Genomic DNA, 21,329 nt, shown 5'->3' with positions numbered 1-21,329 from the left:
GGTTGGTCGGAGGTTCGCTCGGCGGTCCTTTCCCGGACGCCGCCCCGCTCTCTATATTGGAGAGCCGGGATTCGCCGGGGCGAACGAGTTTAGAGCGACGTGGCCATCTTCCTTCACAAAGGCGACCTGCCGGACGACGGGCTGGCGAACGCCGCCAGCGTCGCCATAGATTCGGAGACCATGGGCCTGCGGCTCGGCCGCGACCCGCTCTGCGTCGTGCAGCTGTCCGACGGCCAGGGCGACGCCCACCTGGTCCAGCTCGACCGCTCCAGCTACGACTGCCCGAACCTGAAGCGGCTGCTCACCGATCCGGCGGTCACCAAGCTCTTCCATTTCGGCCGCTTCGATATCGCCATGTTCTGGCTGCACCTTGGGGTGGTGACCGCCCCTGTGTACTGCACCAAGATCGCCTCGAAGCTCGCGCGCACCTACACCGACCGCCACGGGCTCAAGGACCTGGTGAAGGAGGTCCTGGGCGTCGACCTGTCGAAGGCGCAACAGAGCTCCGACTGGGGCGCGGCGGAGCTGACGGAAGAGCAGCTGAACTACGCCGCCTCCGACGTCCTGCATCTGCACGCGCTCCGCGTCCGTCTGGACGAGATGCTGGCCCGCGAAGGCCGCGACCGGCTGGCGAGGGCCTGCTTCGACTTCCTGCCGCACCGCTCGGTGCTGGACGTCGCCGGCTGGGAAGACGTCGACATCTTCGCGCACGCGTAGAGAGGGCCCTGCCTGTGTCCGCGGCCGAGTTCACCGTCGTTGCAGCGCCGCTCCGCCAGCGGGGCGTCGAACGGTGGCGGCGGCGCTCGCGGCTGGTGCGGACCCTGCGGCTGGTCCTGCCGGCGCTGATCGTCCTGATCCTGGGAGGCCTGGCCGGCGTGGTGGTCTACAATTCGGTCACCGCCGCGCCGCAGCAGCAGGCGGAGGACGACGCGCCCATCCGGCTGGTGAACCCCCGCTTCGTCGGCCGCGACGACAAGGGCCGCGCCTATGTGATCACCGCCGCAAGCGCCGTGCGCGACGCCAGCGACTATCAGCGGGTGATGCTCGACCGCCCGGCCCTCGTGCTCGACGAGGAGGGGCCCGATCCGCTGCGGATCGAGGCCAGGCAGGGCGTCTATCACGAGGGCACCCGCAAGCTGGACCTGCAGGGCGGGGTCAAGCTCGCCGGCGCCCAGGGGATCTTCGAAACCGCGGCGTCCCTGTTCGACACCAAGAGCGGCGAGATCGTCGGTTCAGGCCCTATTCACGGGTCGGGGAGTGTTGGAGAAATCACCGCGAAGTCCTATGCCGTGCAAGGCAAAGGCGAGCGGATGATCTTCAAGGGCGGGGTCAAGACCCGCCTGAATACGAATTAGCGGGCAGTCAGCACGATGCGCATCAAACTCCTGACGACGATCGCCGCGGTTGCGGCCCTCGCAGCCGCCTGGCCGGCAGCCGCGCAGGCGCCGGGTGGACCCACCGGGTCCGAGCCGATGGATATCGAGGCCGACGAGCTGGAGACGCTCCAGAGCCAGTGCGTCCTGATCTGGCGCGGCCGCGCCGAGGCCCTGCAGGCCGGCGCCCGGCTGCGCGCCGACGTCATGACCGCCCATCTCGAGAAGAAGAGCGGCGGCGGCGCCGGCGAGGGCGGCAACTGCGGCAACGTCCAAACGGTCGAGGCCAAGGGCACGGTCTACTACGTCTCGGCCCAGGGCGACCGGGCGCGCGGCGACACCGCCTTCTACGACGCGGCCAACAACACCGTGACCATGACCGGCGACGTGGTCGCCGTTCAGGGCAAGAATGTCCTGCGCGGCTCCAGGATGGTCTGGAACACCAAGACCGGCGAAGGTCGGATGCAGGGCCAGGCGACCGGCCGCAACAAGTCCGGCCGCGTGCGCGGCGTCTTCTATCCGGACCAGGACAACGCCCGGTCCGCCAAACGCTAGGCTGGTGAACGCCTTGAAGCAGGAGCGCTTCGCGACGCTGCCCGGCCTGGCCGGGGAAGGCCTCGTCGTCGACAACATCGGAAAGTCGTTCCGCGGCCGGCCGGTGGTGAAGGGCGTGTCCCTGCGCCTAGCCCGCGGCGAGGTGGCGGGCCTGCTGGGTCCCAACGGCGCCGGCAAGACCACCTGCTTCTACATGATCACAGGCCTGATCCCGGCCGACTACGGGGCCATCTACCTGGACGGCGAGAACATCACCGCCCAGCCGATGTACCAGCGCGCCCGCATGGGCGTGGGCTACCTGCCGCAGGAGACCTCGATCTTCCGCGGCATGACCGTGGGCGAGAACGTCATGTCGGTCGTGGAGCTTCGCGAGCGCGACAGGCGCAAGGCGCGCGAGATGGTCACCGAGCTGCTCGAGGAGCTGCACATCGAGCACCTGCGCAACGCTCCGGCGGTGTCGCTGTCGGGCGGCGAGCGCCGCCGCGTCGAGATTGCCCGCGCGCTGGCGTCCGAGCCCTCGTTCATGCTGCTGGACGAGCCGTTCGCCGGCATCGACCCGCTGGCCATCGCCGACATCCGCGAGGTGATCGCCTATCTGAAGAAGCGCGGCATCGGCATCCTGATCACCGACCACAACGTTCGCGAGACGCTCGACATCATCGACCGTGCGTCAATCATCCACGCCGGCGAGGTCTTGTTCGAAGGCCGGCCGGAGGAGATCGTGGACGACCCGGAAGTCCGCCGGGTCTACCTGGGCGATCGATTCAGCTGATGACACACAAGATCCTGCGCCGGACGATGCTCGCCGGCGCGCTGGCCGCGGCCCTGGCCTCGCCGGCGTCTGCCGCCGACGACCGCACGGTCGAAGCCAAGAAGGCGTTTCCGTTCCTGGACGCCTACTATCGCATCGCGCCGGCCGAGCGGTCACGCTTCCGGGTGGGCTACCTGATCTCCAACGACAAGGCCGCACCGGACATGGTCCTCGTCCATGAGGGCCGCCGCACGCCGATCCCGCTGGGCCGCGACGGCAAGGCGATGCGGTTGCCGACCGCCCAGGAGCTCGCGACAGGGCAGATCGAGACCTCGGCTGCGGCGGCGGCCGGCAAGACCAAGGTCAGCATGTTCGTGGAGCCGGCCGTGACGCCCGCGTCCGAGATCGATGCGGCGGCGATCTCGGCGGCGATCTCGCAGGCGGCGGTCAGCGTGAAGAAGGCCGCGCCCCTGGTGCTGCGGATGGCGATCCCCAAGTTCGACCAGGCGAGCTTCCGCGGCGTGGCCTCGGGCGAGGTGATCTATGGCGACGGCCGGCGCGCGGCCCTTCCCATGCCGAACGGCCGGCCGGTGTTCGAACCGGCCAAGCACCCCGGCGCCAAGACCCTACGCTTCCCGAGCGCGCCCTACCTGATCGTGCTGGGCAGCTAACCTCTCCCTCTCCGTCTTCGTGTGGAGAGGAGGTCAGGCCATCAGCTTTTCCATCTCGTCCAGCGTGCGCGAGAACTTGGTCAGCATGGCGCGGTAGGGATCGGCCGTGGTCATGTCGACGCCGGCGCGCTTCAGCACCTCCACCGGATAGTCCGAGCCGCCGGCCTTCAGGGCGCCCAGGTAGAGGTCGCGCTCGCGGGCGCCGCCGCCCAGGATCCGCTCGGCGAAGGCCGAGGCCGCGGTCACCGAGGTGGCGTACTGGTAGACGTAGTAGGTGTAGTTGAAGAAGTGCTGCGGCATGGCCCATTCGATGCCGTAGGCGTCGGGGACCTGCACCTTCGGCCCATGGTAGCGGCGCAGCAGGTCGAGGTAGATGGCGCTGAGCCGCTTGCCCGACAGCGCCTCGCCCTTCTCGGCCGCCTCGTGTGCCGCCAGTTCGAACTCGGCGAACATGGTCTGGCGGTAGAAGGTGGCCCGCATCATCTCGCAGACCCGGTCGAGGTAGAACAGCCGCTCGTCGCGGCCCTTGGCGCCCTTCAGCATGTGGGCGACCAGCAGCTGCTCGTTGACCGTCGAGGCCACTTCCGCGGTGAAGGTGGGATAGCCGGCCAGCTCGAACGGCTGGGCCTTCTGCGCCAGCAGGGTGTGCATGGCGTGGCCCCATTCGTGGGCGTAGGTCGACAGCCCCTCGTAGTTCTCGGTGTGGTTCAGCAGCATGTAGGGGTGCACGTCGTAGGCCGCGCCGAAGACGTAGGCGCCGTTCGCCTTCCCCTTCTGCGGATAGACGTGGACCCACGGCTGGGCGGTGGCCTGCGCGAACGCAGCGGAATACTCCGGCCCGAGCGGCTTCAGCGCCTCGATCGAGAGCCGCCGGGTGCTGGCGAGGTCGAACTTCGCCTCGAGCTTGGTGACCGGCGGATAGAGGTCGTAGTAGGCCATGTCCGGCAGGCCCAGCAGCCGGCGGCGGATGTCGAAATAGCGGTGCAGGATCGGCAGGCCGCGGTTCGCCTCGGCCACCAGGGTCCGGTAGACGCTCTCCGGGATGTTGGGACCGTCCACCGCCGCGGCCAGCGCCGTGGGATAGTTGCGCGCCTTGGCGTTGAAGACGTCGCCGTTGACCTTGGCCGACAGCGCCGCGCCCAGGCTGGATTCGAAGCCCTTGAAGGCGCCGAAGAAGGTGTCGAACACCTTCTTCCGCTCGGCGCGGTCCGCGACGGCGCGCAGGCGGGTGTAGCCCTGCAGGTCGAGCCGCTCGCTCTTGCCGCCCACCTCGACCTGGGGCCAGGGGATGTCGGAGAGCACCAGCTGGTTGCGGATCGACTGCGGCCCGTTCAGCGGATTGGCGGCGGCGGCCAGGAGCTGCTCGCCCTTGTCGTCCAGGGTGTGAGGCGCCTGGCGCACGGTATCGAGCAGACCGAACCGGAACTTGGCCAAGCCGGGGTCCGAGCTCACCAGCGTCTCGATGCGGGCGCGGCCGATGCGCAGCACCTCTGGGTTCACCCAGGCGGTAGCCTCGCCGGCCTTGGAGCCCAGCGCCTGGGCCCGGTCGCGGCGCTCCTGGTTGGCCGCGACCTGCAGGTCCTCGTCGGCCTTGAGCGTCGCGTAGACGATCAGGCGCAGGAGCCGCTTGTTGACCGCGGAGATGGCCTCCATCGCCGCCTTCAGCGTCGCGGCGCTCTCGCCGAGCCTGCCCTTGTAGGCGGAGAGGCCGGGCAGGGCGGCTTCCACCGCCTTGGCCTCGGCGTCCCAGGCCGCGTCGTTCGGATAGAGATGCGTCAGGTCCCAGACGGTGGGCAGCTGCGCGCCGGCGGTCTGGGCGAGGCTGAGCGACGGCGCGGCGGCGGCCGCGGCCGCCAGCAGCAGCGCCTGGCGGCGGGAAAGTTCGGTCATAAGAAGAGCCCCCAAGAAACTGCCGCGCACGCTAAGCGCCGCCGGGGCCGGGCGACAAATTACAGGATGTTCAGGATCTAAGCCGCGTCCGGCCGTTCGGCGGCTTCGCGGGCAGACTTGTGACGCTTCCACTGCTCGTAGGCGGCCTTGCGCCAGCGGGCGCGCAGCGCGGCGGGACGTTCGGGGAAGCGTTCCTCGAGGAAGGTCGCCTCGGTGACGCGGTCGGTCCGGAAGCTGCGGAAGTCGCCGCGCAGCTCGCACCAGCCGACCAGCAGGCGCACCGCCTCGTAGTAGCCCACGCCCACCGGCCAGATGACCCGCCGCGTCACCCGCTCCTGCTCGTCGGCGTAGGCGAGCGCGATCTTGCGGCCCCCGTGAATGGCGCGGCGCACCGCGGCCATATCGAGGGCGTCCTTGGGCCCGTTCCACTTGGGGATGGCGCGGCTCGCCGGCTCCATGACCAGCGGGCGCAGGTGCTCGGGGATGGCGACGGCGATCTTGGCGATCAGGTCCTGGGCGGCGCGGGAGAGCTCCGGGTCGCCGCGTGCCATGACCCACTGGGCGCCGAGCACGGCGGCCTCCACCTCTTCGGCCGTGAGCATCAGGGGCGGCAGGTCGAAGCCGCCTTCCAGCACATAGCCGACGCCCGCCTCGCCGCGGATCGGCACCCGCTGGCCGACCAGGTCGGCAATGTCGCGATAGACGGTGCGCTTGGAGGTCTCCAGCTCCTCGGCGATCGCGTCGGCGGTCACCGGGCCGCGGTGGCGGCGCAGGATCTGGATGATCTGGAACAGGCGGTCGGCGCGGCGCATCTGCTGACAGAGTGCTGCCAGCGATCGGGAGGCGCAAGCCGAAGACCGGCGATCGGCGAAAGAAGCCTGTGCAGTTAACCAATCGGTTGCGAACGCACCGATACGCTCCTCAGCAAGAAACAGGCCAGAGGGGACGTAACTTGGCGCTCGGCGCTCGACTGGAGATGCGGCAAGGCCAGGGGCTGGTGATCACGCCCCAGCTGCAGCAGGCGATCAAGCTGCTGCAGCTCTCCAACATGGAGCTGGAGGCCTTCGTCGAGCAGGAGCTGGAGCGCAATCCGCTCCTGCAGCGCGACGAGCGCGACGCCGATCCCGAGCCGGAAGCGCCGGTCGAGGCGCCGGCCGACCTCTCCACGGACCGGATCGACGATTCTTCGGCCCGCGCAGATCTCGACACCAGCCACGACGAAGCCTCTCCCGGCGAGCGCGCCACAGGCGACGCGGCCGACGAGGCGGCGGGTGACGCCGGCGGGGCCATCGACTGGTCGCGCGTGGGCAAGGGCGGCGGCGGGTTCGACAACGATGGCGAAGGCCTCGAAGGCGTGCTCACCCGCGAGAAGAACCTGCCCGAGCACCTGCACGACCAGCTGGCGGTGGCCGGCCTCACCGGCGTGGAAGCGGCGGTGGCCAGCGTGCTGATCGACGCCGTCGACGAGGGCGGCTACCTGCGCGCCGAGCTGGCGGAGATCGCTGACCGCCTGGGCTGTAGCCTGGAGCTGGTGGAGAAGGTGCTGGGCGTGATCCAGGGCTTCGAGCCGACGGGGGTGGCCGCCCGCGACGTGCGCGAATGCCTGATGCTGCAGCTGAAGGACCGCAACCGGTTCGATCCGGCCATGGACGCCCTTCTGGAGAACCTCCACCTGCTGGCCCGCCGCGACATGGTCGCGCTTCGCAAGGCCTGCGGGGTGGACGAGGAGGACCTGCGCGAGATGGTCGCCGAGCTGCGGGCGCTGACGCCCAGGCCCGGCTCGGCCTTCGGCGGCGAGCCCGCCCAGCCGGTGGCGCCGGACGTATTCGTGCGCGAAGGCCCCGGCGGCCTGTGGCACGTGGAGCTGAACTCCGAGACCCTGCCGCGGCTGCTGGTCGACCAGCGCTACCACGCCCGCGTCAGCTCCAAGGCCCGCTCGGACCAGGAGAAGACCTTCGTCGCCGACTGCATGGCGCAGGCGAACTGGCTGGTGAAGAGCCTCGACCAGCGGGCCAAGACCATCCTGAAGGTGTCCTCCGAGATCGTCCGCCAGCAGGACGCCTTCCTGGCGTTCGGGGTGGAGCACCTGCGGCCGCTGAACCTGAAGACCGTCGCCGACGCGATCGGCATGCACGAGTCGACGGTCAGCCGGGTGACCTCGAACAAGTACATCGCCACGCCGCGCGGGATGTTCGAGATGAAGTTCTTCTTCACCTCGGCCATCGCCTCCTCCGAAGGCGGCGAGGCGCACTCGGCCGAGAGCGTGCGGCACAAGATCAAGCAGCTGATCGAAGCCGAGCGGCGGGAGGACGACGTCCATTCCGACGACCGAATCGTCGAGATCCTCAAGGAGATGGGCGTCGACATCGCCCGGCGCACGGTCGCCAAGTACCGCGAGGCGATGCGCATCCCCTCCTCGGTGGAGCGGCGCCGCATCCTGAAAGAAGCGGTCTAAGCGTCACTTTCCCGGCGGGTGTGGCGCGGAATCCCTAGGCGGGAACGCCGGCGCCCACCAGATGTTCGGCTGTCCGATGCCCGACAGATCCGGCCACGATCACCTGCCCCTTTCAGAGGTCCTCCTGGAGCTCGGGGAGCATCATGAGTCGCAGATCAGCATCGGCCAGATGATGGAGCGGTTCGGCGGCCGGGCGATGGGCGGCCTGCTGCTGCTGTTCGGCCTGGCCTGCACCCTGCCCCTGCCGCCGGGCGGGACGACCATCTTCGGCCTGCCGCTCTGCCTGCTCGCGCCGCAGCTGCTGATCGGCGCGCGGGCGCCGTGGCTGCCGCTGCGGGTGCGCCAAGGCTCGATCGCCACCGCCGACCTGAAGAAGGGGCTGCCGAAGGTGCTGCCCTGGATCCGTCGGATGGAGGCGGTCTCGCGCCCCAGGCTCGACTTCCTGTTCGGCGGCATGGGCCAGCGGATGATCGGGCTGGTGTGCACCCTGCTCGCCCTAGTGCTGATCCTGCCGATCCCGCTGGGCAACATCCTGCCGGCCACGGCGGTGACGGTGCTGGCGCTGTCGCTGGTGCAGAGGGACGGCGTGCTGGCGCTCCTGGGCTACGCGCTGTCGGCGGCCAGCGTGGGCGTCCTGGTGCTCGCCGCAGGCGCCATCAGCAGCGTCGCCCAGCATGTTTTCAGACTCCTCGCCGGCGCTTGACACCTTCTGGCGTCGGGCGCGTTGATCGTCTCATGCAAGTCCAAGTTACCGGCAAACACGTCGACGTCGGCGAGGCTTTGCGATCGCGAGTCTCCGACGAACTTTCCAACAGCATCGAGAAGTATTTCGACCGCGGCGGCGGCGCCGACGTGGTGGTCAGCCGCGAGGGCCAGTCCTTCAAGGTCGACTGCGCCGTCACCCTGGCGTCAGGCCAGCAGCTGACCACGCACGGGGTCGGCGGCGACGCCCACGTGGCCTTCGACGCGGCCATGCAGAAGATGGCCAAGCGCATGCGGCGCTACAAGAACCGGCTGAAGGACCATCACACCCAGGCGCTCGCCAAGCAGGCCGAGACCGCCTCCTACTTCGTGATCCGCGCCACCGAGGACATCGAGGACGAGGGCGACGACACTGAATCGGCCGAGAGCTTCCCCGAGCCGATGGTGATCGCCGAGACCGAACGGCCGGTGCGCACCATGACCGTTTCCATGGCGGTGATGGAGCTGGACCTGACCGAATCTCAAACAATCGTGTTCAGGAACGCTGCGCACGGCGGATTGTCGGTGGTATATCGCCGCCCCGACGGGAACATCGGCTGGATCGACCCCGAGAGGACCAGCGGCGGGGACGGCGCCGACGGAACCAGCGAAGCCTGACTGCGCTTCGCCTCCCGTCGCGTACGGACCGCCGCGGGAGGCGGGCCGCCAGTAACAGGTTTCGTAGAGACAGATGCACATCGGCGAACTCCTCGATCGCAACGCGATCGCCCTGCGCGTGAGCGCGGCCAACAAGCGCCAGGCGCTGGCGGTGGTCGCGGAGATCGCCGCGCGGAACCTGAAGCTGGACGCCGGACAGATCCTGGACGCGCTGACCGAGCGCGAGCAGGCCGGCTCGACCGGCGTCGGCCACGGCGTGGCCGCCCCGCACGCCCGGCTGGAAGGCCTCGAGCGCATGCGCGGCGTCTTCGTGCGCCTCGAGCAGCCGGTGGAATTCGACGCAGTCGACGACCAGCCGGTGGACCTGATCTTCGCCCTCTTCGCGCCCAAGGGCGCCGGCGCCGAGCACCTGCGGGCTCTGGCCCGCGTCTCGCGCCTGCTGCGCCAGGCGGAGCTGCGCGAACAACTGCGCCAGGCGCGCACCGCCGACGCGATCCACGCCCTGCTGGTGCAGGAAGGCGGCTCGCCGGCCCGATCGAGCGCGGCCTAACCCTCGAGGCAATAAAAAAGCCGGCTCGCGCCGGCTCTCCACCCTCCCCGGCAGGGGAGGGGACGTTCGTCGCATCTGACTAGTGCACCGACACCGGGGCCAGTTCGTGGGCCAGGGCCGCGGCGACCGCGGATTCCTTGTCGGTGAGGACGGCGAGGCGTTCGCCGTCGGCGCGGTGCACCGCGTACAGGGTCTGCTCGGGATCGAGCTCGAAGCCCTGGACGGCGGCCGAAGGCACGCTGGCCAGGATCTCCGCCGCCTTCACGGGCCGCACGTAAACCAGGTGCGGCGCGCCGAGAGCAGCGAATGCTTCTGTTGTCAAGACCGGTGTCATCATGACCACCTCCAAAACCTCAACGCGTCGGACAGCGGGGGGTTCAGCCCTTTCTGTCCGCCCCTCAGGCCGCCGGACATCCGCACGCCCCCGGGGTTAACTAATGTGACCAGCTCAACCGCCCTTCCGGATCGGGATCGTAGTGATCCGCTTCTCCGGCTCGGGCCGGGCCAGGTCGATGTGGAGCAGGCCGTGCTCCAGGGTCGCGCCGTCCACCACCATGCCGTCGGCGAGCACGAAGCTGCGAACGAAGCCCCGGGCGGCGATGCCACGGTGGAGGTAGGCCTCCTCGGACTTGCCCGCGCCGTCCCGCTTGCCGGTCACGGTGAGCTGGCGGTCCTCGACGGTCACGGAAAGCTGATCCGGCGAGAACCCGGCCACCGCCAGGCTGATGCGAAGTCGCCCGCCGCCGTGATCCTCCACATTGTAGGGGGGATAGCTCTCCGCGGCCGCCTTGGCGGCGCGCTCTATGAGGCTGCGGGTGTGCTCGAAGCCCAACAGGAACGGGCTGTCGAAAAGTAGCGTCCGGTTCATCCTTCAGAGCCCTCTTGCGAAGCGACTCTCCGGCCGGACCGCCCTGGAGCGGCGCGGCTCGGCCGGACAGGTTCCATATGGGAACCGGGCTTGGCCGGTTCAATGCGGCCCCGGCTCAGGGCGGCAGGGCGCCCGCGAACCCGGGCGCGAAGCTGACCAGGTCGTAGGCGACGCTGGCGCGGCCGAAGGCCCCGTCGCCGCCGGCGGAGGTGAGGCGCATGGCGGTGACCGGCTCGCCGCCGCCTGCGGCCGGATCCAGCAGCACCGGCGCGGACAACGGCCACGCTGCCGGCAGCGGGGAAACGGCCGTCCCGAGCTCCGCCATGGCCGGCACGAAGCGGTAGGTGACCTCCCGTCCGGCGGCCGTGCGCAGGCTGATCCGCATCACCGGCTCGCGGAACAGGAAGCCCACGGCCCGGCCGGCAAGCGTCCGCTCGACGGAGACCCGCGCCATGATCAGGCGCCCCGGCGCGGCCGGGATGCGGTGCCAGGCGCCGAGCGTCAAGGACTGCGCCCGCGTGCGCTCCACCTGCATCGGCCGCGGCGTGGCCCGCCGGCGCAGCACGAGGCCCAGCGGGTCACGGTCGAGCGCGTCGTACCTCTGGCCGATCACCGGCAGCGAGGGCCCCAACGCTAGCGACGGCAGCCGGCCGTCTACGTCCTCTATGCGCAGGATCAGGGTGTCCGGCGCCGTGCGGCCTGCGAAGTGGGCGGCGTCCAGGGCCTGCAGCTTGGGGGTGTTGGACTGGTAGTTCTGCGGCACGGGGCGCGGCCGATACTCCAGGCCCGAGGCAATCAGCGGGGCGAGGTCCCAAGGCACGGCGTCTACCGTGCCGGTCACCGAGCGCGGGAAGTCCCGGGCAAGCGCGGCTTCGGCCTTGCGGCGCTTATCCGCGGCCTGGCCGAAGCCTTGGCCCGTGGCCCATTTCAGGCCGGTCTGCATGCGCGGCGCGAGACGCGTGACCACGCGTCCCGCATCGTGAGCAAGCGCCGGGCCCTCGACCTTGGCCGGCCGCACGGCGCGGTCGAGCGAAAACCGGGAGAGCAGCACGCTGCGCCAGTAGAAGGAGAAGAACAGGGCCCCAACCAGCCCCAGGAGGAAGAGCGCCGTCCGGGGCGCGCTGCGGTACTCCGGCCGGTCGAAATAGCCGACGGCGAGCGCCAGACCCGCGGGCGCGGCCATGTGGAAGACCATGGTGTGCACGTCCTGGCGCAGGAACCCCATCTTGAAGAGGCCGAACAGCAGCCAGACGAAGCCCAGCCAGGCAGCGACCGGACGCAGGTCGCGGCGGTCTTCGGCCCAGCGCCGCGCCGCCACAACGCCGACGAAGGCGATGCCCAGGCTCCAGGTCGTCAGGGTGGCGGCGAGTTCGGCGCGGTCCCCGGGGATCTGCTGGGCCGGGCCGTAGCCCAGGATGATCTCCAGGGCGTTGACCGCAAAGGTCGGGAAGGCGCCGAGCGGCTGTCCCGCGGCGACATAGGCGGCGACGATCGAGGCGGCCATGGCGACGGTGAGGTAGGGGACGCGCCGCGCGGTGGCCCGCTCCAGGTCGGCCAGCACCATCAGCGGCGCCAGCACCACGATGAAGGAGAGCTTGGCGAGCACGATGGGCCCGGTGAGCGCCACGAAGACCAGCGGCCAGGCCCGCTGCCGCTGCAGGGCGATCAGGAAGATGGCGAACAGGGTGACGGGGAAGAGGGCGTCGCTGGGCAGCCGGAGCACCAGAACCACCAGGGTGAGCCCTACGAGCGCGGCCAGCGAGCGGCGCCCCAGCGGCGTCCAGAACAGCGCCACGATGCAGAACACGTCGTAGGCGAGGACCAGCCGAAACCAGGCCGGGTCGTAGAAGCGCGTCGCGAGTGGATTGTACGGCCCGAAGGTGAAGATGAAGTCCCGTCCGAAGACGAGCCCGTGCTTGAGGGCGTACTCGCTGGCCATGGCCCAGGAGGAGTCCAGGTCGCCAGCCGGCATCGCCGGGTCGTAGAAGCTGAGCAGCAGCGACAGGCCCGCCAGCGCCAAGCCCACGGCGAGGGTGATGCGGTTCAGGCGTCGGGCTGCTGAATCGGACGCGCTCATGGCGCGCGGAACCTACCCAGCACACGGCCTGGGTGAAAGTGCTCCGCCGACGGAACCCAGCTCAAGCTCTGCCATTACCGCAAGGTGCAGCTTTTTTGAGTCGGCGGGATGGCCGGGGTGCTGACAAAGTTCCGGACAGACAGGCGTGGCGGCGTGGCCGTCATGCTGGGACTGGCGCTCGTGCCGCTGACCCTCGCCTCGCTCGGCGCGGTAGATGTCGCCTCCCTCTATACGGCGCGAGCCGAGCTGCAGGATTCCCTCGACGCGGCGGCGCTGGCGGCGGCGAAGGATGGCGCGATCAGCGACGCGACCGCGATGGAGGTCGGCTCCAAGATGCTCACCCAAGGCGTGGGCCCGCTGGCCAAGCTCGACGACCTGTCGATGAGTTTCCGCCTGACGGACAACGGCCGGATCGTCGAAGCCCAGGCGTCGCATAAGGTCGAGAGCATCGTGTTCGAGAGGTTCACCGGCCAGCCGATGATCGCCCGCGCCAAGACCCGGGCGCTGACCACCGGACCCTCGGCCTGCGTGATTGCCTTCAACCCCACCGCCGCCCGCAGCCTGTGGGTCAGCGGCTCCTTCTCCGTGACGCTGGAGTCCTGCTCGGCGTACGCCAACTCGGTCAGCAACGGGGCGTTCGAGATGAGCGGCTCGTCCTACCTGCAGGCGACCTCGGTGGAGGTGGTGGGCGGCGCAGGTTCCCTCGGCGGCCGGCTCGACGCCAAGCTGAACACCGGCGCGCGCCCGGCGATCGACCCGTTCGGCAATGTGCCCGTCCCCGCCTACGGCGGCTGCGAGCACAACGCCCTGGAGGTCACCAACAGCCAGCGCTTCGCCGCCGGCCCGACGCCGATGGTGTTCTGCGGCGGCCTGCAGGTCAGTGGCGGGACGGTGAATTTCGGACCGGGCATCTATGTGGTGCGGGGCGGGCCGCTGATCTTCAACGGCAACACCAACATCCGGGGCCAGGGCGTCACCTTCCTGCTCGCCGACGGCGCGACGGTGCAGATCAACGGCGGGGCCGACGTGAAGCTGTCGGCGCCGCGAGGCGGCGCCACTGCGGGGATCCTGTTCTTCCAGGAACGCGTGGCGACCGGCGCGACCAACATCTTCAACGGCGGCGCCGACCAGGATCTGGACGGCGCGCTTTATTTCCCGAAGCAGGCGGTGCGGTTCAACGGCAATACGCGGGTCGGCGGCGGTTGCACCACGCTCTACGCCGACACGGTCGAGTGGATCGGCAACGCCCATCTGCAGCTCGCCAACTGCGCCCGCGGCGGCGGCATGGTCAGGCTGCTGGAGTAGCCCCGGAAAGGCGAAAGCCCGCCGGGGTCACCGGCGGGCTTTCATGGTGGAGCTAAGCGGAGTCGAACCGCTGACCTCTTGAATGCCATTCAAGCGCTCTACCAACTGAGCTATAGCCCCGAGGTCGTCTTCCCGGTCGCCCGGAAGGCGCGGAACCTAGTCAGAAGCCTTGTTCCGATCAAGCCCGCGCCTTGGCATTTTTGTCGCGGGTGTTACCGCTCGTCGTCGCCCTCGTCGGGCAGGCCCTCGATCTCGGAATCGTCGAAGTCGTCCTCTTCCTCTTCCAGGAAGGGCACGTCGGCGTCGTCCTCCACCTCGTCCTCGTCGGCGAACTCACCGAGGTCGTCGGCGACCGGGCTCACGCCAGGCTCGGCGGTGTCTTCCTCGTCGTCGTCGGCGACCAGCGGCGGCTCGTCGGCCACTTCGTCGAGTTCGGGGGTGACAACGTCCTCTTCCTCTTCCTCCTCGGCCTCGGCCTCATCGCCCAGGACCTGGTCCTCGCGCTCTTCCTCGGCCTCGGGTTCGGGCGTCACCGCGCGGGCGCGCACGCGCCGGTTCCGGACGGCCTCGTCAGGATCGAAGTCGGACTGGCACTTCGGGCAGTGCGCCGGGCGCTTGTTGAGGTCGTAGAACTTGGCTTGGCAGGTGGGGCAAATCTGTTTGGTGCCCAGCTCGGGATTGGCCAAAGGCGGCGATCCTCTTTGATCAGGCGGTGCGGGAAGGGGGCTCCCCGCGGGAAGCGGGCTCCCTTGCCACGCGCGAACGTGGCTGTCAAAGCAATCGCCTGCCCACGAATCCGACCTCTTCGGGAGCCTCGATCATTCCATGTCCGCAGCTGGTCTGAGCGCCCGGCGCGGCGGCCCGCTGAAGGGGGTCGTGCGCGCCCCGGGCGACAAGTCGATCTCCCACCGCGCTCTGATCCTGGGCGCGCTCGCCAGCGGCGTCACCGAAGTCGAAGGGCTGCTGGAGGGCGAGGACGTCAAGCGCTCCGCCGCCGCCATGGCGGCCTTCGGGGCGAAGGTGGAACGGCTGGGCGAGGGACGGTGGCGCGTCGAAGGCCAGGGGGGCTTCGTCGAGCCGGTGGACGTGATCGACTGCGGCAACGCCGGCACCGGGGTGCGCCTGATCATGGGGGCCGCGGCCGGGTTCGAGCTGTCGGCCACCTTCACCGGCGACGCCTCGTTGCGGTCGCGGCCGATGATGCGGGTGCTCAAGCCGCTGGGGGAGATGGGCGCGACCTGGATCTGCCGGGCGGGTGGGCGCCTGCCGCTGACGCTGAAGGGCGGCGGGCTGCGCCCTCTGGCCTACCGCCTGCCCGAGCCCTCGGCGCAGGTGAAGTCGGCGGTGCTGCTGGCCGGCCTCAACGGCGCTGGCTGCGAGGTCATCGAGCCCGAGCCGACGCGGGACCACACCGAGCGGATGCTGCGGGCGTTCGGCGTCGAGGTGGATGTGACCGACACCGCCCACGGTCGCCGCGTCGTGCTGGCGGCCGGCCAGAAGCTGCGCGGCGCGACGCTACGGGTGCCGGGCGACCCCTCATCGGCGGCCTTCCCGCTGGTGGCGGCGCTGATCACCCCCGGCTCCGCGGTGACGGTGGAGGGCATGCTGCTCAACCCGCTGCGGATCGGCCTGCTGGAGACCCTGGGCGACATGGGCGCCGACCTCAGCGTCACCAACGTCCGCGACGATGGCGGCGAGACGATCGCCGACGTCACCGCGCGGCACTCGCAGCTGGAGGGCGTCGAGGTCCCCCCGGAAAGGGCGCCCTCGATGATCGACGAGTACCCGATCCTGGCCGTAGCCGCGGCCTTCGCGCAAGGCCGCACAGTCATGCGCGGCATCGCAGAGATGCGCGTGAAGGAAAGTGACCGCATCGCCCTCATGGCGGCCGGGCTATCGGCCTGCGGCGTGGCGGTGGAGGAGGGGCCGGACTTCATGACGGTGACCGGCGCTGGCCGCGTCGGCGGCGGCGCGCGGGTGACGACCGCCGGGGACCACCGCATCGCCATGAGCCACCTGGTGCTGGGCCTGGCGTCGGACCAGCCTGTGGCAGTGGACGAGCCCGGCATGATCGCCACGAGTTTCCCGGGCTTCGTGGACCTCATGCGCGGCCTGGGCGGCGAGATCGCGGAAGAGGCGTCGCAAGCAGCGTGAGGCCGCCGTTCGTGATCACGGTGGACGGGCCCGCGGCGTCTGGGAAGGGGACCGTCGCGGCTGGGCTGGCGGCGGTCTACGGGCTGGCGATGCTGGACTCGGGCCTGCTCTACCGGGCGGTGGGCGTGCTGGCGGAGCGCGCGGGGCTTGATCTCGACAACGCCGAGGCGGCCGCGGGGATCGCCCGCCGGCTGCGCGCCGAGGACCTGGGCGACCCCGCCTTCCGCACCCGTGGCGCCGGCGAGGCGGCGAGCCGGGTGGCGGTGCATCCCGCGGTTCGGCTGGCCTTGCGCGACCTTCAGCTGGCCTTTGCGCGGCGGCCCGAAGGCGCCGTGCTCGACGGCCGCGACCAGGGGACGGTGATCTGCCCAGAGGCGCCGGCCAAGCTCTATGTCACCGCCGCCCCCGGGGTCCGCGCCGAGCGCCGCTGGAAGCAGCTGCAGGCCCAAGGCGAGGCCGTGGGCTACGACGAGATCCTCGCCGACATCGTCAAACGCGACGAGCGCGACGGCAGCCGCGCCGACTCGCCGATGCGCCCGGCGGCGGACGCGGTCTTGCTGGACACGTCCCAAATGACTATAGAGCAGGCCGCCGATGCGGCCCGCCGCATCGTCGAGGCCGCGCGAGCCCGCTGGGAAGCCAGCTGAGCAAATCCAACCGCGCAGGCTTCCGTTCAGAAAACGACGGCTGCGGGCAGATCGAATTCACTTGAACCGACGCGACGACTCCGACTGCGGCTGCAGCGGGGCCTTACCGTCATTGCTAGACGAAAGAGCACATGGCTGACGATTTGAGCCTCAACCCCTCGCGCGACGACTTCGCCGCGCTTCTCGACGAGTCCCTCGGCGGACGCGACTTCATGGAAGGCCAAGTGGTCCACGGCAAGGTCGTGGCCATCGAGAAGGACTTCGCCATCATCGACGTCGGCCTGAAGACCGAAGGCCGCGTGTCGCTGAAGGAGTTCCTCGCCGGCCCCGGTGAGGAAGGCAAGCCCGCCCTCAAGGCCGGCGACACGGTCGAGGTCTTCCTCGAGCGCGTCGAGAACGCCATGGGCGAAGCGGTGATCAGCCGCGACAAGGCCCGCCGCGAAGAAGCCTGGACGCGCCTCGAGGCCGTCTACGAGCGCAACGAGCCGGTGATGGGCTCCATCGTCGGCCGCGTGAAGGGCGGCTTCACCGTCGACCTCGGCGGCGCCTCGGCGTTCCTGCCGGGCTCGCAGGTCGACATCCGTCCGGTGCGCGACGTCGGCCCGCTGATGGGCCGCGAGCAGCCGTTCGCCATCCTCAAGATGGATCGTCCCCGTGGGAACATCGTGGTTTCGCGTCGCGCGATCCTCGAGGAAGCCCGCGCCGAGCAGCGCACCGAGCTGGTGAGCCAGCTGCAAGAGGGTGAAGTCCGCGAAGGCGTGGTCAAGAACATCACCGACTACGGTGCGTTCGTGGACCTCGGCGGTATCGACGGCCTGCTGCACGTCACCGACATGAGCTGGAAGCGCGTCAACCACCCGAGCCAGGTGCTGGCGGTGGGCGACACGGTCAAGGTGCAGATCGTCAAGATCAACCCCGAGACCCAGCGCATCTCGCTCGGCATGAAGCAGCTGCAGTCCGACCCCTGGGACGGCGTGGAAGCCAAGTACCCGGTGGGCGCGAAGTTCACCGGCCGCATCACCAACATCACCGACTACGGCGCCTTCGTGGAGCTGGAAGCCGGCGTCGAGGGCCTGGTGCACGTTTCTGAAATGTCCTGGACCAAGAAGAACGTCCACCCGGGCAAGATCGTCTCCACCAGCCAAGAGGTGGAAGTGGTCGTCCTGGACGTCGATCCGTCCAAGCGCCGCGTGTCGCTCGGCCTCAAGCAGGCCATGGCCAACCCGTGGGACGCCTTCCTGGCCGCCCACCCGGTTGGCTCGACGGTGGAAGGCGAGGTCAAGAACGCCACCGAGTTCGGCCTCTTCATCGGCCTGGAGAACGACATCGACGGGATGGTGCACCTGTCCGACCTCGACTGGGCGACCCCGGGCGAGGAAGCGATCGCCAAGTACAACAAGGGCGACGTGGTGAAGGCGCGCGTGCTCGACGTCGACGTCGAGAAGGAACGCATTTCGCTGGGCATCAAGCAGCTCTCGGGCGACCCGATGCAGGGCGACACGTTCCGCAAGGGCCAGACCGTGACGGCGACCGTCACCGAGGTCACCTCGGGCGGCATCGAGGTGAAGTTCGGCGAAGACGCGGCCCCGATGACGGCCTTCATCCGCAAGTCGGACCTCTCCCGAGACCGCGCCGACCAGCGCCCCGAGCGCTTCGCCGTGGGTGACCGCGTCGACGCCCAGATCACCAACATCGACAAGGCGGCCCGCCGCGTGTCGCTGTCGATCAAGGCGCTGGAGATGGTCGAGGAAAAGGAAGCCATCGAGAAGTTCGGCTCCTCGGACGCCGGCGCCTCGCTGGGCGACATCCTGGGCGCCGCCCTGCGCGAGAAGGCCAAGAAGGACTAAGGTTCAGCTTGAAGGCTGAGCTTGTGAACGGCGGATCGGGAAACCGGTCCGCCGTTTTCATTTGTTGGCTGTGAGGTTGCGGCCACGGAGCGGCGAAAGCTGCGCCATTCCCGCAGCGTAAACCCTATTGATCCCTTGAATCGAAAGACTAACTCGCCCATGGTCCGCGCGTCTTAAGGGGCGCGCATGATCAAGTCGGAACTGATCGCGAAACTCGCGGAAGAGAATCCGCATCTCACCCAGCGCGACATCGAGCGCGTGGTGGGCGTGATCCTGGAGCGCATGATCCAGGCGCTCGAAGAGGGCGGCCGCGTCGAGTTGCGCGGCTTCGGCGCGCTGTCCGTGCGCTCGCGCGAGGCCCGCGCCGGGCGCAACCCGCGCACCGGCGAGCCGGTGGACGTGCGCGCCAAGCACGTGCCGTTCTTCAAGAGCGGCAAGGAGCTGCGCGAGCGGCTCAACATCAGCGGCGACGAATAGGCCTGAGGGATGCCCGTGGGCATCGAGCTGCCCGAGCCTGCCGAGGTCCTGAAGCGTCCGGTCAGCTGGATCCAGGAATTCCGCGAGTTCATCGCGCGCGGCAACGTGATCGATCTCGCGGTGGGCGTGATCATCGGCGCGGCGTTCAACGACATCGTCAAGGCGCTGGTCGACCTGGTGCTGATGCCGCCCATCGGGCTGCTGCTGTCGGGCCTCGACTTCTCACGCCTGCAGTGGGTGCTGAAGCCCGACAACCCCGCCACCAAGGTCAACGAGCTGGTGGCCGTCCAGTACGGCGCCTTCCTCAACACCCTGATCAAGTTCGTCATCGTCGCCTGGGCGGTGTTCATGCTGGTGAAGATGATCAACGTCATCCGCCGGCGTGAGGCGGAGAAGGGCGCACCCACCAAGCCCGCAGCGCCGCCGCAGGAGGTGCTGCTCGCCGAGATCCGCGACCTGCTGAAGGCGCAAGGGGACGCCTCGAAGGTCCCCTAGGCGCCCATCGGCGCGCTGATCGGCGCCTCCTCCTCGGCGGCTTCGCCGCCCTGCAGCGACAGCCCATGCTCTACGAAAGCCAGCTCGACCACGGTCACCATCTGCCGCGCGCGCCAGGCCGCCATTAGCACCCACAGCAGGCCGAAGCCGCTGATGGCGAGGAGCACCCAGTCCTTCGCATCCATGTGGACCCGCTTCAGCAGCGCCGGAGAGACCTGGGCGATCATCAGGATCGCCGAGGCCGGGGCGGTCACCGCCGCCACCGCCGTCCAGCGGGAGATCGCCTCCAGGCGTCGGTGATTGATAAGCGCGATGGCGTGCAGGCGCCGGGCGTCGACGGGGGCGAGGCGGCCGACGAGGCCGAAGACCCGGCGGCTGGAGCGGTTGAGCCGAAGCCCGCTGACGTAGTCCACGCCCCACTGCGACCAGACGCTGCGGGAGAAGAAGAACTCCAGCAGCAGGCTGCGCACGGACATGGTCCGCACGAGCTCCCGCCATGCCTGCCAGATGTCGTCCGCCATCGCGCCCCTCGTGAGGCGCAGATTGGCGGCGGCGCAGGGAGCCGTCTAGGCCACCTTGAAGCCTTCCCAGTTCATCATCCGCGTGAGGCGGGCGTTCTCCTCCGGCGGCAGGGCGTCGCGGAAGGCCGGGAAGATGTCCTCTTCCTCCTCGCGCATGTGCTCCTGCAGCTGGCCCCAGAACGCGCGGGCCTTGATCAGCCAGCGCGGGTCGGTGGAGCCGGTGCGGCGCAGATCGTAGATGAAGGTCTTGATCTCGGCGTGGTCATGGGTGAGGTGGTGCGCCTGGTCGGTGCGGGCGTTCTCGGCCAGCGCCGGGTAGATGACGTTCTCCTCCTCGATGCCGTGCTTGGTGATGGCGTAGGCGATCTTCGCCAGCAGCATGTCGCGCTTCATCTTCTCGTCGTCGCCGGTGGCGAGCAGCTGGTCGAACATCTTCTCCACCAGGCGGTGCTCGGCGGTCAGGGCCGCGACCCAGTCCCCGGCGGCAAGCGAGGGCCCCTGCATCACCGCCTTCTTGGCGTGCGGAATGGCGAGGCCGGCCATCAGGCCGAGGCCGGCGGCGGTCGCGATGCGGCCGAGGTGTCCGTTGGAATGGGTCATGGAAAGGCTCTCCTGGCGTCGGCGGAAGAACCGGCCGGGTCTTGCCCATGTTCCGGCTGATCCCCTAATCCCCTCCCATGAGCGTGCAGGCGAAGATCTGCGGGGTCTCGACCCCGGAAGCCGTGCGCGCCGCCCTCGACGGCGGCGCGGGCTACCTGGGCTTCGTCTACTTCGAAAAGAGCTCACGGCACCTGGCGCTGGAGGCCGCACGGCGGTTGGCCGAGCCGGTGCGCAACCGGGCCAAGGTGGTGGCCTTGGCCGTCGATCCGTCCGACGCGGTGGTGGACGCCATCTCCCGCGAGCTTGCGCCCGACTTCATCCAGCTGCACGGCAAGGAGAGCCCGAGCCGGGTGCGGGAGATCGCCGCCCGCAGTGGGGTGGGCGTGATCAAGGCGCTGCCGGTGTCCGACGCCTCGGACGTGGACGCGGCCGGCGACTACGACACCGTGGCCGACCACCTGATGTTCGACGCACGGGCGCCGAAGGACTCGCCGACGCCGGGCGGCACCGGCCGTTCGATCGACTGGGCCCTGCTGAAGGGCCGCCGCTTCCGCCGGCCGTGGTTCCTGGCGGGCGGGCTGGACCCCTGGAACGTGGCCGAGGCGGTGCAGCAGTCCGGCGCGCCGATCGTCGACGTTTCCTCTGGCGTGGAGCGCGGTCCCGGCCTAAAGGACCCGGCCTTGATCACGGCGTTCCTCGACGCCGTCCGCCGAGCCTGACGAGCCGCAAGAGAC

The 21,329-nt window shown here is 69.6% G+C and carries 24 protein-coding genes and 1 tRNA gene; 16 read left to right on the top strand and 9 right to left on the bottom strand.

The features are described from left to right. Positions 1-99: 99 nt before the first annotated feature. Genes VIL76_RS12815 through VIL76_RS12795 form a run of 5 tightly spaced genes read left to right on the top strand, consistent with a single transcriptional unit; the run spans position 100 to position 3,350 of the window. On the top strand, positions 100-717 hold the full coding sequence (locus VIL76_RS12815) for a ribonuclease D (protein ID WP_332045423.1): 618 nt from the start codon (positions 100-102) through the stop codon (positions 715-717). A 14-nt stretch (positions 718-731) separates the two neighbouring features. Beyond that, positions 732-1,355, top strand: a complete 624-nt coding sequence (gene lptC, locus VIL76_RS12810; RefSeq protein WP_332045422.1) for an LPS export ABC transporter periplasmic protein LptC — start codon at positions 732-734, stop codon at positions 1,353-1,355. 15 nt (positions 1,356-1,370) lie between these two features. Continuing rightward, positions 1,371-1,928, top strand: a complete 558-nt coding sequence (locus tag VIL76_RS12805) for an LptA/OstA family protein (protein ID WP_332045421.1) — start codon at positions 1,371-1,373, stop codon at positions 1,926-1,928. Between the two features lie 37 nt (positions 1,929-1,965). Continuing rightward, entirely contained in the window at positions 1,966-2,700 is a 735-nt protein-coding gene (gene lptB, locus VIL76_RS12800; RefSeq protein WP_332046496.1) for an LPS export ABC transporter ATP-binding protein, read from the top strand. Then, positions 2,700-3,350 carry a hypothetical protein gene (locus VIL76_RS12795; RefSeq protein ID WP_332045420.1) on the top strand — a complete coding sequence of 217 codons (651 nt, stop codon included), beginning with the start codon at positions 2,700-2,702 and terminating at the stop codon, positions 3,348-3,350. Before lptB ends, VIL76_RS12795 begins: the two co-directional genes overlap by 1 nt. A 33-nt stretch (positions 3,351-3,383) precedes the next feature. On the opposite strand, the gene VIL76_RS12790 is transcribed toward VIL76_RS12795, so the two are convergent. Then, on the bottom strand, positions 3,384-5,240 hold the full coding sequence (locus VIL76_RS12790; RefSeq protein ID WP_332045419.1) for a M3 family oligoendopeptidase: 1,857 nt from the start codon (positions 5,238-5,240) through the stop codon (positions 3,384-3,386). A gap of 77 nt (positions 5,241-5,317) precedes the next feature. After that, positions 5,318-6,052 (bottom strand): YafY family protein, encoded by a 735-nt coding sequence (locus tag VIL76_RS12785; protein WP_332045418.1) that lies wholly within the window; start codon positions 6,050-6,052, stop codon positions 5,318-5,320. A 140-nt stretch (positions 6,053-6,192) separates the two neighbouring features. Here VIL76_RS12785 and rpoN point away from each other — a divergent pair, with 140 nt between their 5' ends. The 4 genes from rpoN (at position 6,193) to ptsN (ending at position 9,604) form a co-directional block, all read left to right on the top strand. Further along, complete coding sequence (gene rpoN, locus VIL76_RS12780) at positions 6,193-7,695, top strand: RNA polymerase factor sigma-54 (RefSeq protein WP_332045417.1); 1,503 nt, start codon at positions 6,193-6,195, stop codon at positions 7,693-7,695. Between the two features lie 76 nt (positions 7,696-7,771). Continuing rightward, the gene (locus VIL76_RS12775) at positions 7,772-8,398 is read left to right on the top strand and encodes an exopolysaccharide biosynthesis protein (RefSeq protein ID WP_332045416.1); all 627 of its coding nucleotides are present in this window, start codon (positions 7,772-7,774) and stop codon (positions 8,396-8,398) included. Between the two features lie 32 nt (positions 8,399-8,430). Beyond that, positions 8,431-9,054 carry a ribosome hibernation-promoting factor, HPF/YfiA family gene (gene hpf / locus VIL76_RS12770; protein ID WP_332045415.1) on the top strand — a complete coding sequence of 208 codons (624 nt, stop codon included), beginning with the start codon at positions 8,431-8,433 and terminating at the stop codon, positions 9,052-9,054. A 73-nt stretch (positions 9,055-9,127) separates the two neighbouring features. Continuing rightward, complete coding sequence (gene ptsN / locus VIL76_RS12765) at positions 9,128-9,604, top strand: PTS IIA-like nitrogen regulatory protein PtsN (RefSeq protein ID WP_332045414.1); 477 nt, start codon at positions 9,128-9,130, stop codon at positions 9,602-9,604. Positions 9,605-9,683: 79 nt separating this feature from the next. On the opposite strand, the gene VIL76_RS12760 is transcribed toward ptsN, so the two are convergent. The 3 genes from VIL76_RS12760 to VIL76_RS12750 form a co-directional block, all read right to left on the bottom strand. Then, positions 9,684-9,941: a DUF1150 domain-containing protein gene (locus tag VIL76_RS12760; RefSeq protein ID WP_332045413.1), complete on the bottom strand. Its 258-nt coding sequence runs from the start codon at positions 9,939-9,941 to the stop codon at positions 9,684-9,686. 111 nt (positions 9,942-10,052) lie between these two features. Beyond that, entirely contained in the window at positions 10,053-10,472 is a 420-nt protein-coding gene (locus VIL76_RS12755) for an Hsp20 family protein (RefSeq protein WP_332045412.1), read from the bottom strand. Positions 10,473-10,587: 115 nt separating this feature from the next. Beyond that, a complete protein-coding gene (locus VIL76_RS12750) occupies positions 10,588-12,549 on the bottom strand; it encodes a hypothetical protein (protein WP_332045411.1) in 1,962 nt (653 codons plus the stop codon). A gap of 162 nt (positions 12,550-12,711) precedes the next feature. On the opposite strand from VIL76_RS12750, the gene VIL76_RS12745 reads away from it, so the two are divergent. Further along, entirely contained in the window at positions 12,712-13,854 is a 1,143-nt protein-coding gene (locus VIL76_RS12745; RefSeq protein WP_414695444.1) for a pilus assembly protein TadG-related protein, read from the top strand. A 44-nt stretch (positions 13,855-13,898) separates the two neighbouring features. Here VIL76_RS12745 and VIL76_RS12740 read toward each other — a convergent pair. Both VIL76_RS12740 and VIL76_RS12735 read right to left on the bottom strand, forming a co-directional pair. After that, positions 13,899-13,974 (bottom strand) — tRNA-Ala (locus VIL76_RS12740). Positions 13,975-14,066: 92 nt separating this feature from the next. Then, positions 14,067-14,540, bottom strand: coding sequence for a TIGR02300 family protein (locus VIL76_RS12735; RefSeq protein ID WP_332045409.1), 474 nt, complete (start codon positions 14,538-14,540; stop codon positions 14,067-14,069). Positions 14,541-14,679: 139 nt separating this feature from the next. Between VIL76_RS12735 and aroA the strand changes: the two genes are divergently transcribed. From aroA to mscL, 5 genes are all read left to right on the top strand, one after another. Further along, positions 14,680-16,008, top strand: coding sequence for a 3-phosphoshikimate 1-carboxyvinyltransferase (gene aroA / locus VIL76_RS12730; protein WP_332045408.1), 1,329 nt, complete (start codon positions 14,680-14,682; stop codon positions 16,006-16,008). Continuing rightward, a complete protein-coding gene (cmk, locus tag VIL76_RS12725) occupies positions 16,005-16,655 on the top strand; it encodes a (d)CMP kinase (protein WP_332045407.1) in 651 nt (216 codons plus the stop codon). The genes aroA and cmk overlap by 4 nt, the downstream gene beginning before the upstream one ends. A gap of 131 nt (positions 16,656-16,786) precedes the next feature. Beyond that, on the top strand, positions 16,787-18,502 hold the full coding sequence (gene rpsA / locus VIL76_RS12720) for a 30S ribosomal protein S1 (protein ID WP_332045406.1): 1,716 nt from the start codon (positions 16,787-16,789) through the stop codon (positions 18,500-18,502). A gap of 186 nt (positions 18,503-18,688) precedes the next feature. After that, positions 18,689-18,979, top strand: coding sequence for an integration host factor subunit beta (locus VIL76_RS12715; RefSeq protein WP_332045405.1), 291 nt, complete (start codon positions 18,689-18,691; stop codon positions 18,977-18,979). A 9-nt stretch (positions 18,980-18,988) separates the two neighbouring features. Further along, positions 18,989-19,474, top strand: a complete 486-nt coding sequence (mscL, locus tag VIL76_RS12710; RefSeq protein WP_332045404.1) for a large-conductance mechanosensitive channel protein MscL — start codon at positions 18,989-18,991, stop codon at positions 19,472-19,474. Here the strand turns inward: mscL and VIL76_RS12705 are convergent. Together VIL76_RS12705 and VIL76_RS12700 are read right to left on the bottom strand one after the other, a co-directional pair. Next, positions 19,471-19,995, bottom strand: coding sequence for a hypothetical protein (locus VIL76_RS12705; protein ID WP_332045403.1), 525 nt, complete (start codon positions 19,993-19,995; stop codon positions 19,471-19,473). The genes mscL and VIL76_RS12705 overlap by 4 nt on opposite strands. Positions 19,996-20,040: 45 nt before the next feature. After that, a complete protein-coding gene (locus tag VIL76_RS12700) occupies positions 20,041-20,595 on the bottom strand; it encodes a hemerythrin domain-containing protein (RefSeq protein WP_332045402.1) in 555 nt (184 codons plus the stop codon). 77 nt (positions 20,596-20,672) lie between these two features. Between VIL76_RS12700 and VIL76_RS12695 the strand changes: the two genes are divergently transcribed. Continuing rightward, the gene (locus tag VIL76_RS12695) at positions 20,673-21,314 is read left to right on the top strand and encodes a phosphoribosylanthranilate isomerase (protein WP_332045401.1); all 642 of its coding nucleotides are present in this window, start codon (positions 20,673-20,675) and stop codon (positions 21,312-21,314) included. The last annotated feature ends 15 nt before the right edge of the window (positions 21,315-21,329 follow it).

This window comes from Phenylobacterium sp., assembly GCF_036563285.1.
In the GTDB taxonomy this organism is placed as follows: Bacteria; Pseudomonadota; Alphaproteobacteria; order Caulobacterales; family Caulobacteraceae; genus Phenylobacterium.
Note: the sequence above shows the minus strand (reverse complement) of the source record. Positions and strands in the feature narration are given on the sequence as shown.

What these genes read in the sequence shown, in the direction of transcription:
- VIL76_RS12805 (WP_332045421.1), top strand. Translation starts at nt 1,371, where the DNA reads ATGCGCATCAAACTCCTGACGACGATCGCCGCGGTTGCGGCCCTCGCA.
- VIL76_RS12795 (WP_332045420.1), top strand. Translation starts at nt 2,700, where the DNA reads ATGACACACAAGATCCTGCGCCGGACGATGCTCGCCGGCGCGCTGGCC.
- VIL76_RS12790 (WP_332045419.1), bottom strand. Translation starts at nt 5,240, where the DNA reads ATGACCGAACTTTCCCGCCGCCAGGCGCTGCTGCTGGCGGCCGCGGCC.
- VIL76_RS12785 (WP_332045418.1), bottom strand. Translation starts at nt 6,052, where the DNA reads ATGCGCCGCGCCGACCGCCTGTTCCAGATCATCCAGATCCTGCGCCGC.
- VIL76_RS12775 (WP_332045416.1), top strand. Translation starts at nt 7,772, where the DNA reads ATGCCCGACAGATCCGGCCACGATCACCTGCCCCTTTCAGAGGTCCTC.
- hpf (WP_332045415.1), top strand. Translation starts at nt 8,431, where the DNA reads ATGCAAGTCCAAGTTACCGGCAAACACGTCGACGTCGGCGAGGCTTTG.
- ptsN (WP_332045414.1), top strand. Translation starts at nt 9,128, where the DNA reads ATGCACATCGGCGAACTCCTCGATCGCAACGCGATCGCCCTGCGCGTG.
- VIL76_RS12760 (WP_332045413.1), bottom strand. Translation starts at nt 9,941, where the DNA reads ATGATGACACCGGTCTTGACAACAGAAGCATTCGCTGCTCTCGGCGCG.
- VIL76_RS12755 (WP_332045412.1), bottom strand. Translation starts at nt 10,472, where the DNA reads ATGAACCGGACGCTACTTTTCGACAGCCCGTTCCTGTTGGGCTTCGAG.
- VIL76_RS12750 (WP_332045411.1), bottom strand. Translation starts at nt 12,549, where the DNA reads ATGAGCGCGTCCGATTCAGCAGCCCGACGCCTGAACCGCATCACCCTC.
- VIL76_RS12745 (WP_414695444.1), top strand. Translation starts at nt 12,712, where the DNA reads ATGCTGGGACTGGCGCTCGTGCCGCTGACCCTCGCCTCGCTCGGCGCG.
- aroA (WP_332045408.1), top strand. Translation starts at nt 14,680, where the DNA reads ATGTCCGCAGCTGGTCTGAGCGCCCGGCGCGGCGGCCCGCTGAAGGGG.
- rpsA (WP_332045406.1), top strand. Translation starts at nt 16,787, where the DNA reads ATGGCTGACGATTTGAGCCTCAACCCCTCGCGCGACGACTTCGCCGCG.
- VIL76_RS12715 (WP_332045405.1), top strand. Translation starts at nt 18,689, where the DNA reads ATGATCAAGTCGGAACTGATCGCGAAACTCGCGGAAGAGAATCCGCAT.
- mscL (WP_332045404.1), top strand. Translation starts at nt 18,989, where the DNA reads ATGCCCGTGGGCATCGAGCTGCCCGAGCCTGCCGAGGTCCTGAAGCGT.
- VIL76_RS12705 (WP_332045403.1), bottom strand. Translation starts at nt 19,995, where the DNA reads ATGGCGGACGACATCTGGCAGGCATGGCGGGAGCTCGTGCGGACCATG.
- VIL76_RS12700 (WP_332045402.1), bottom strand. Translation starts at nt 20,595, where the DNA reads ATGACCCATTCCAACGGACACCTCGGCCGCATCGCGACCGCCGCCGGC.
- VIL76_RS12695 (WP_332045401.1), top strand. Translation starts at nt 20,673, where the DNA reads ATGAGCGTGCAGGCGAAGATCTGCGGGGTCTCGACCCCGGAAGCCGTG.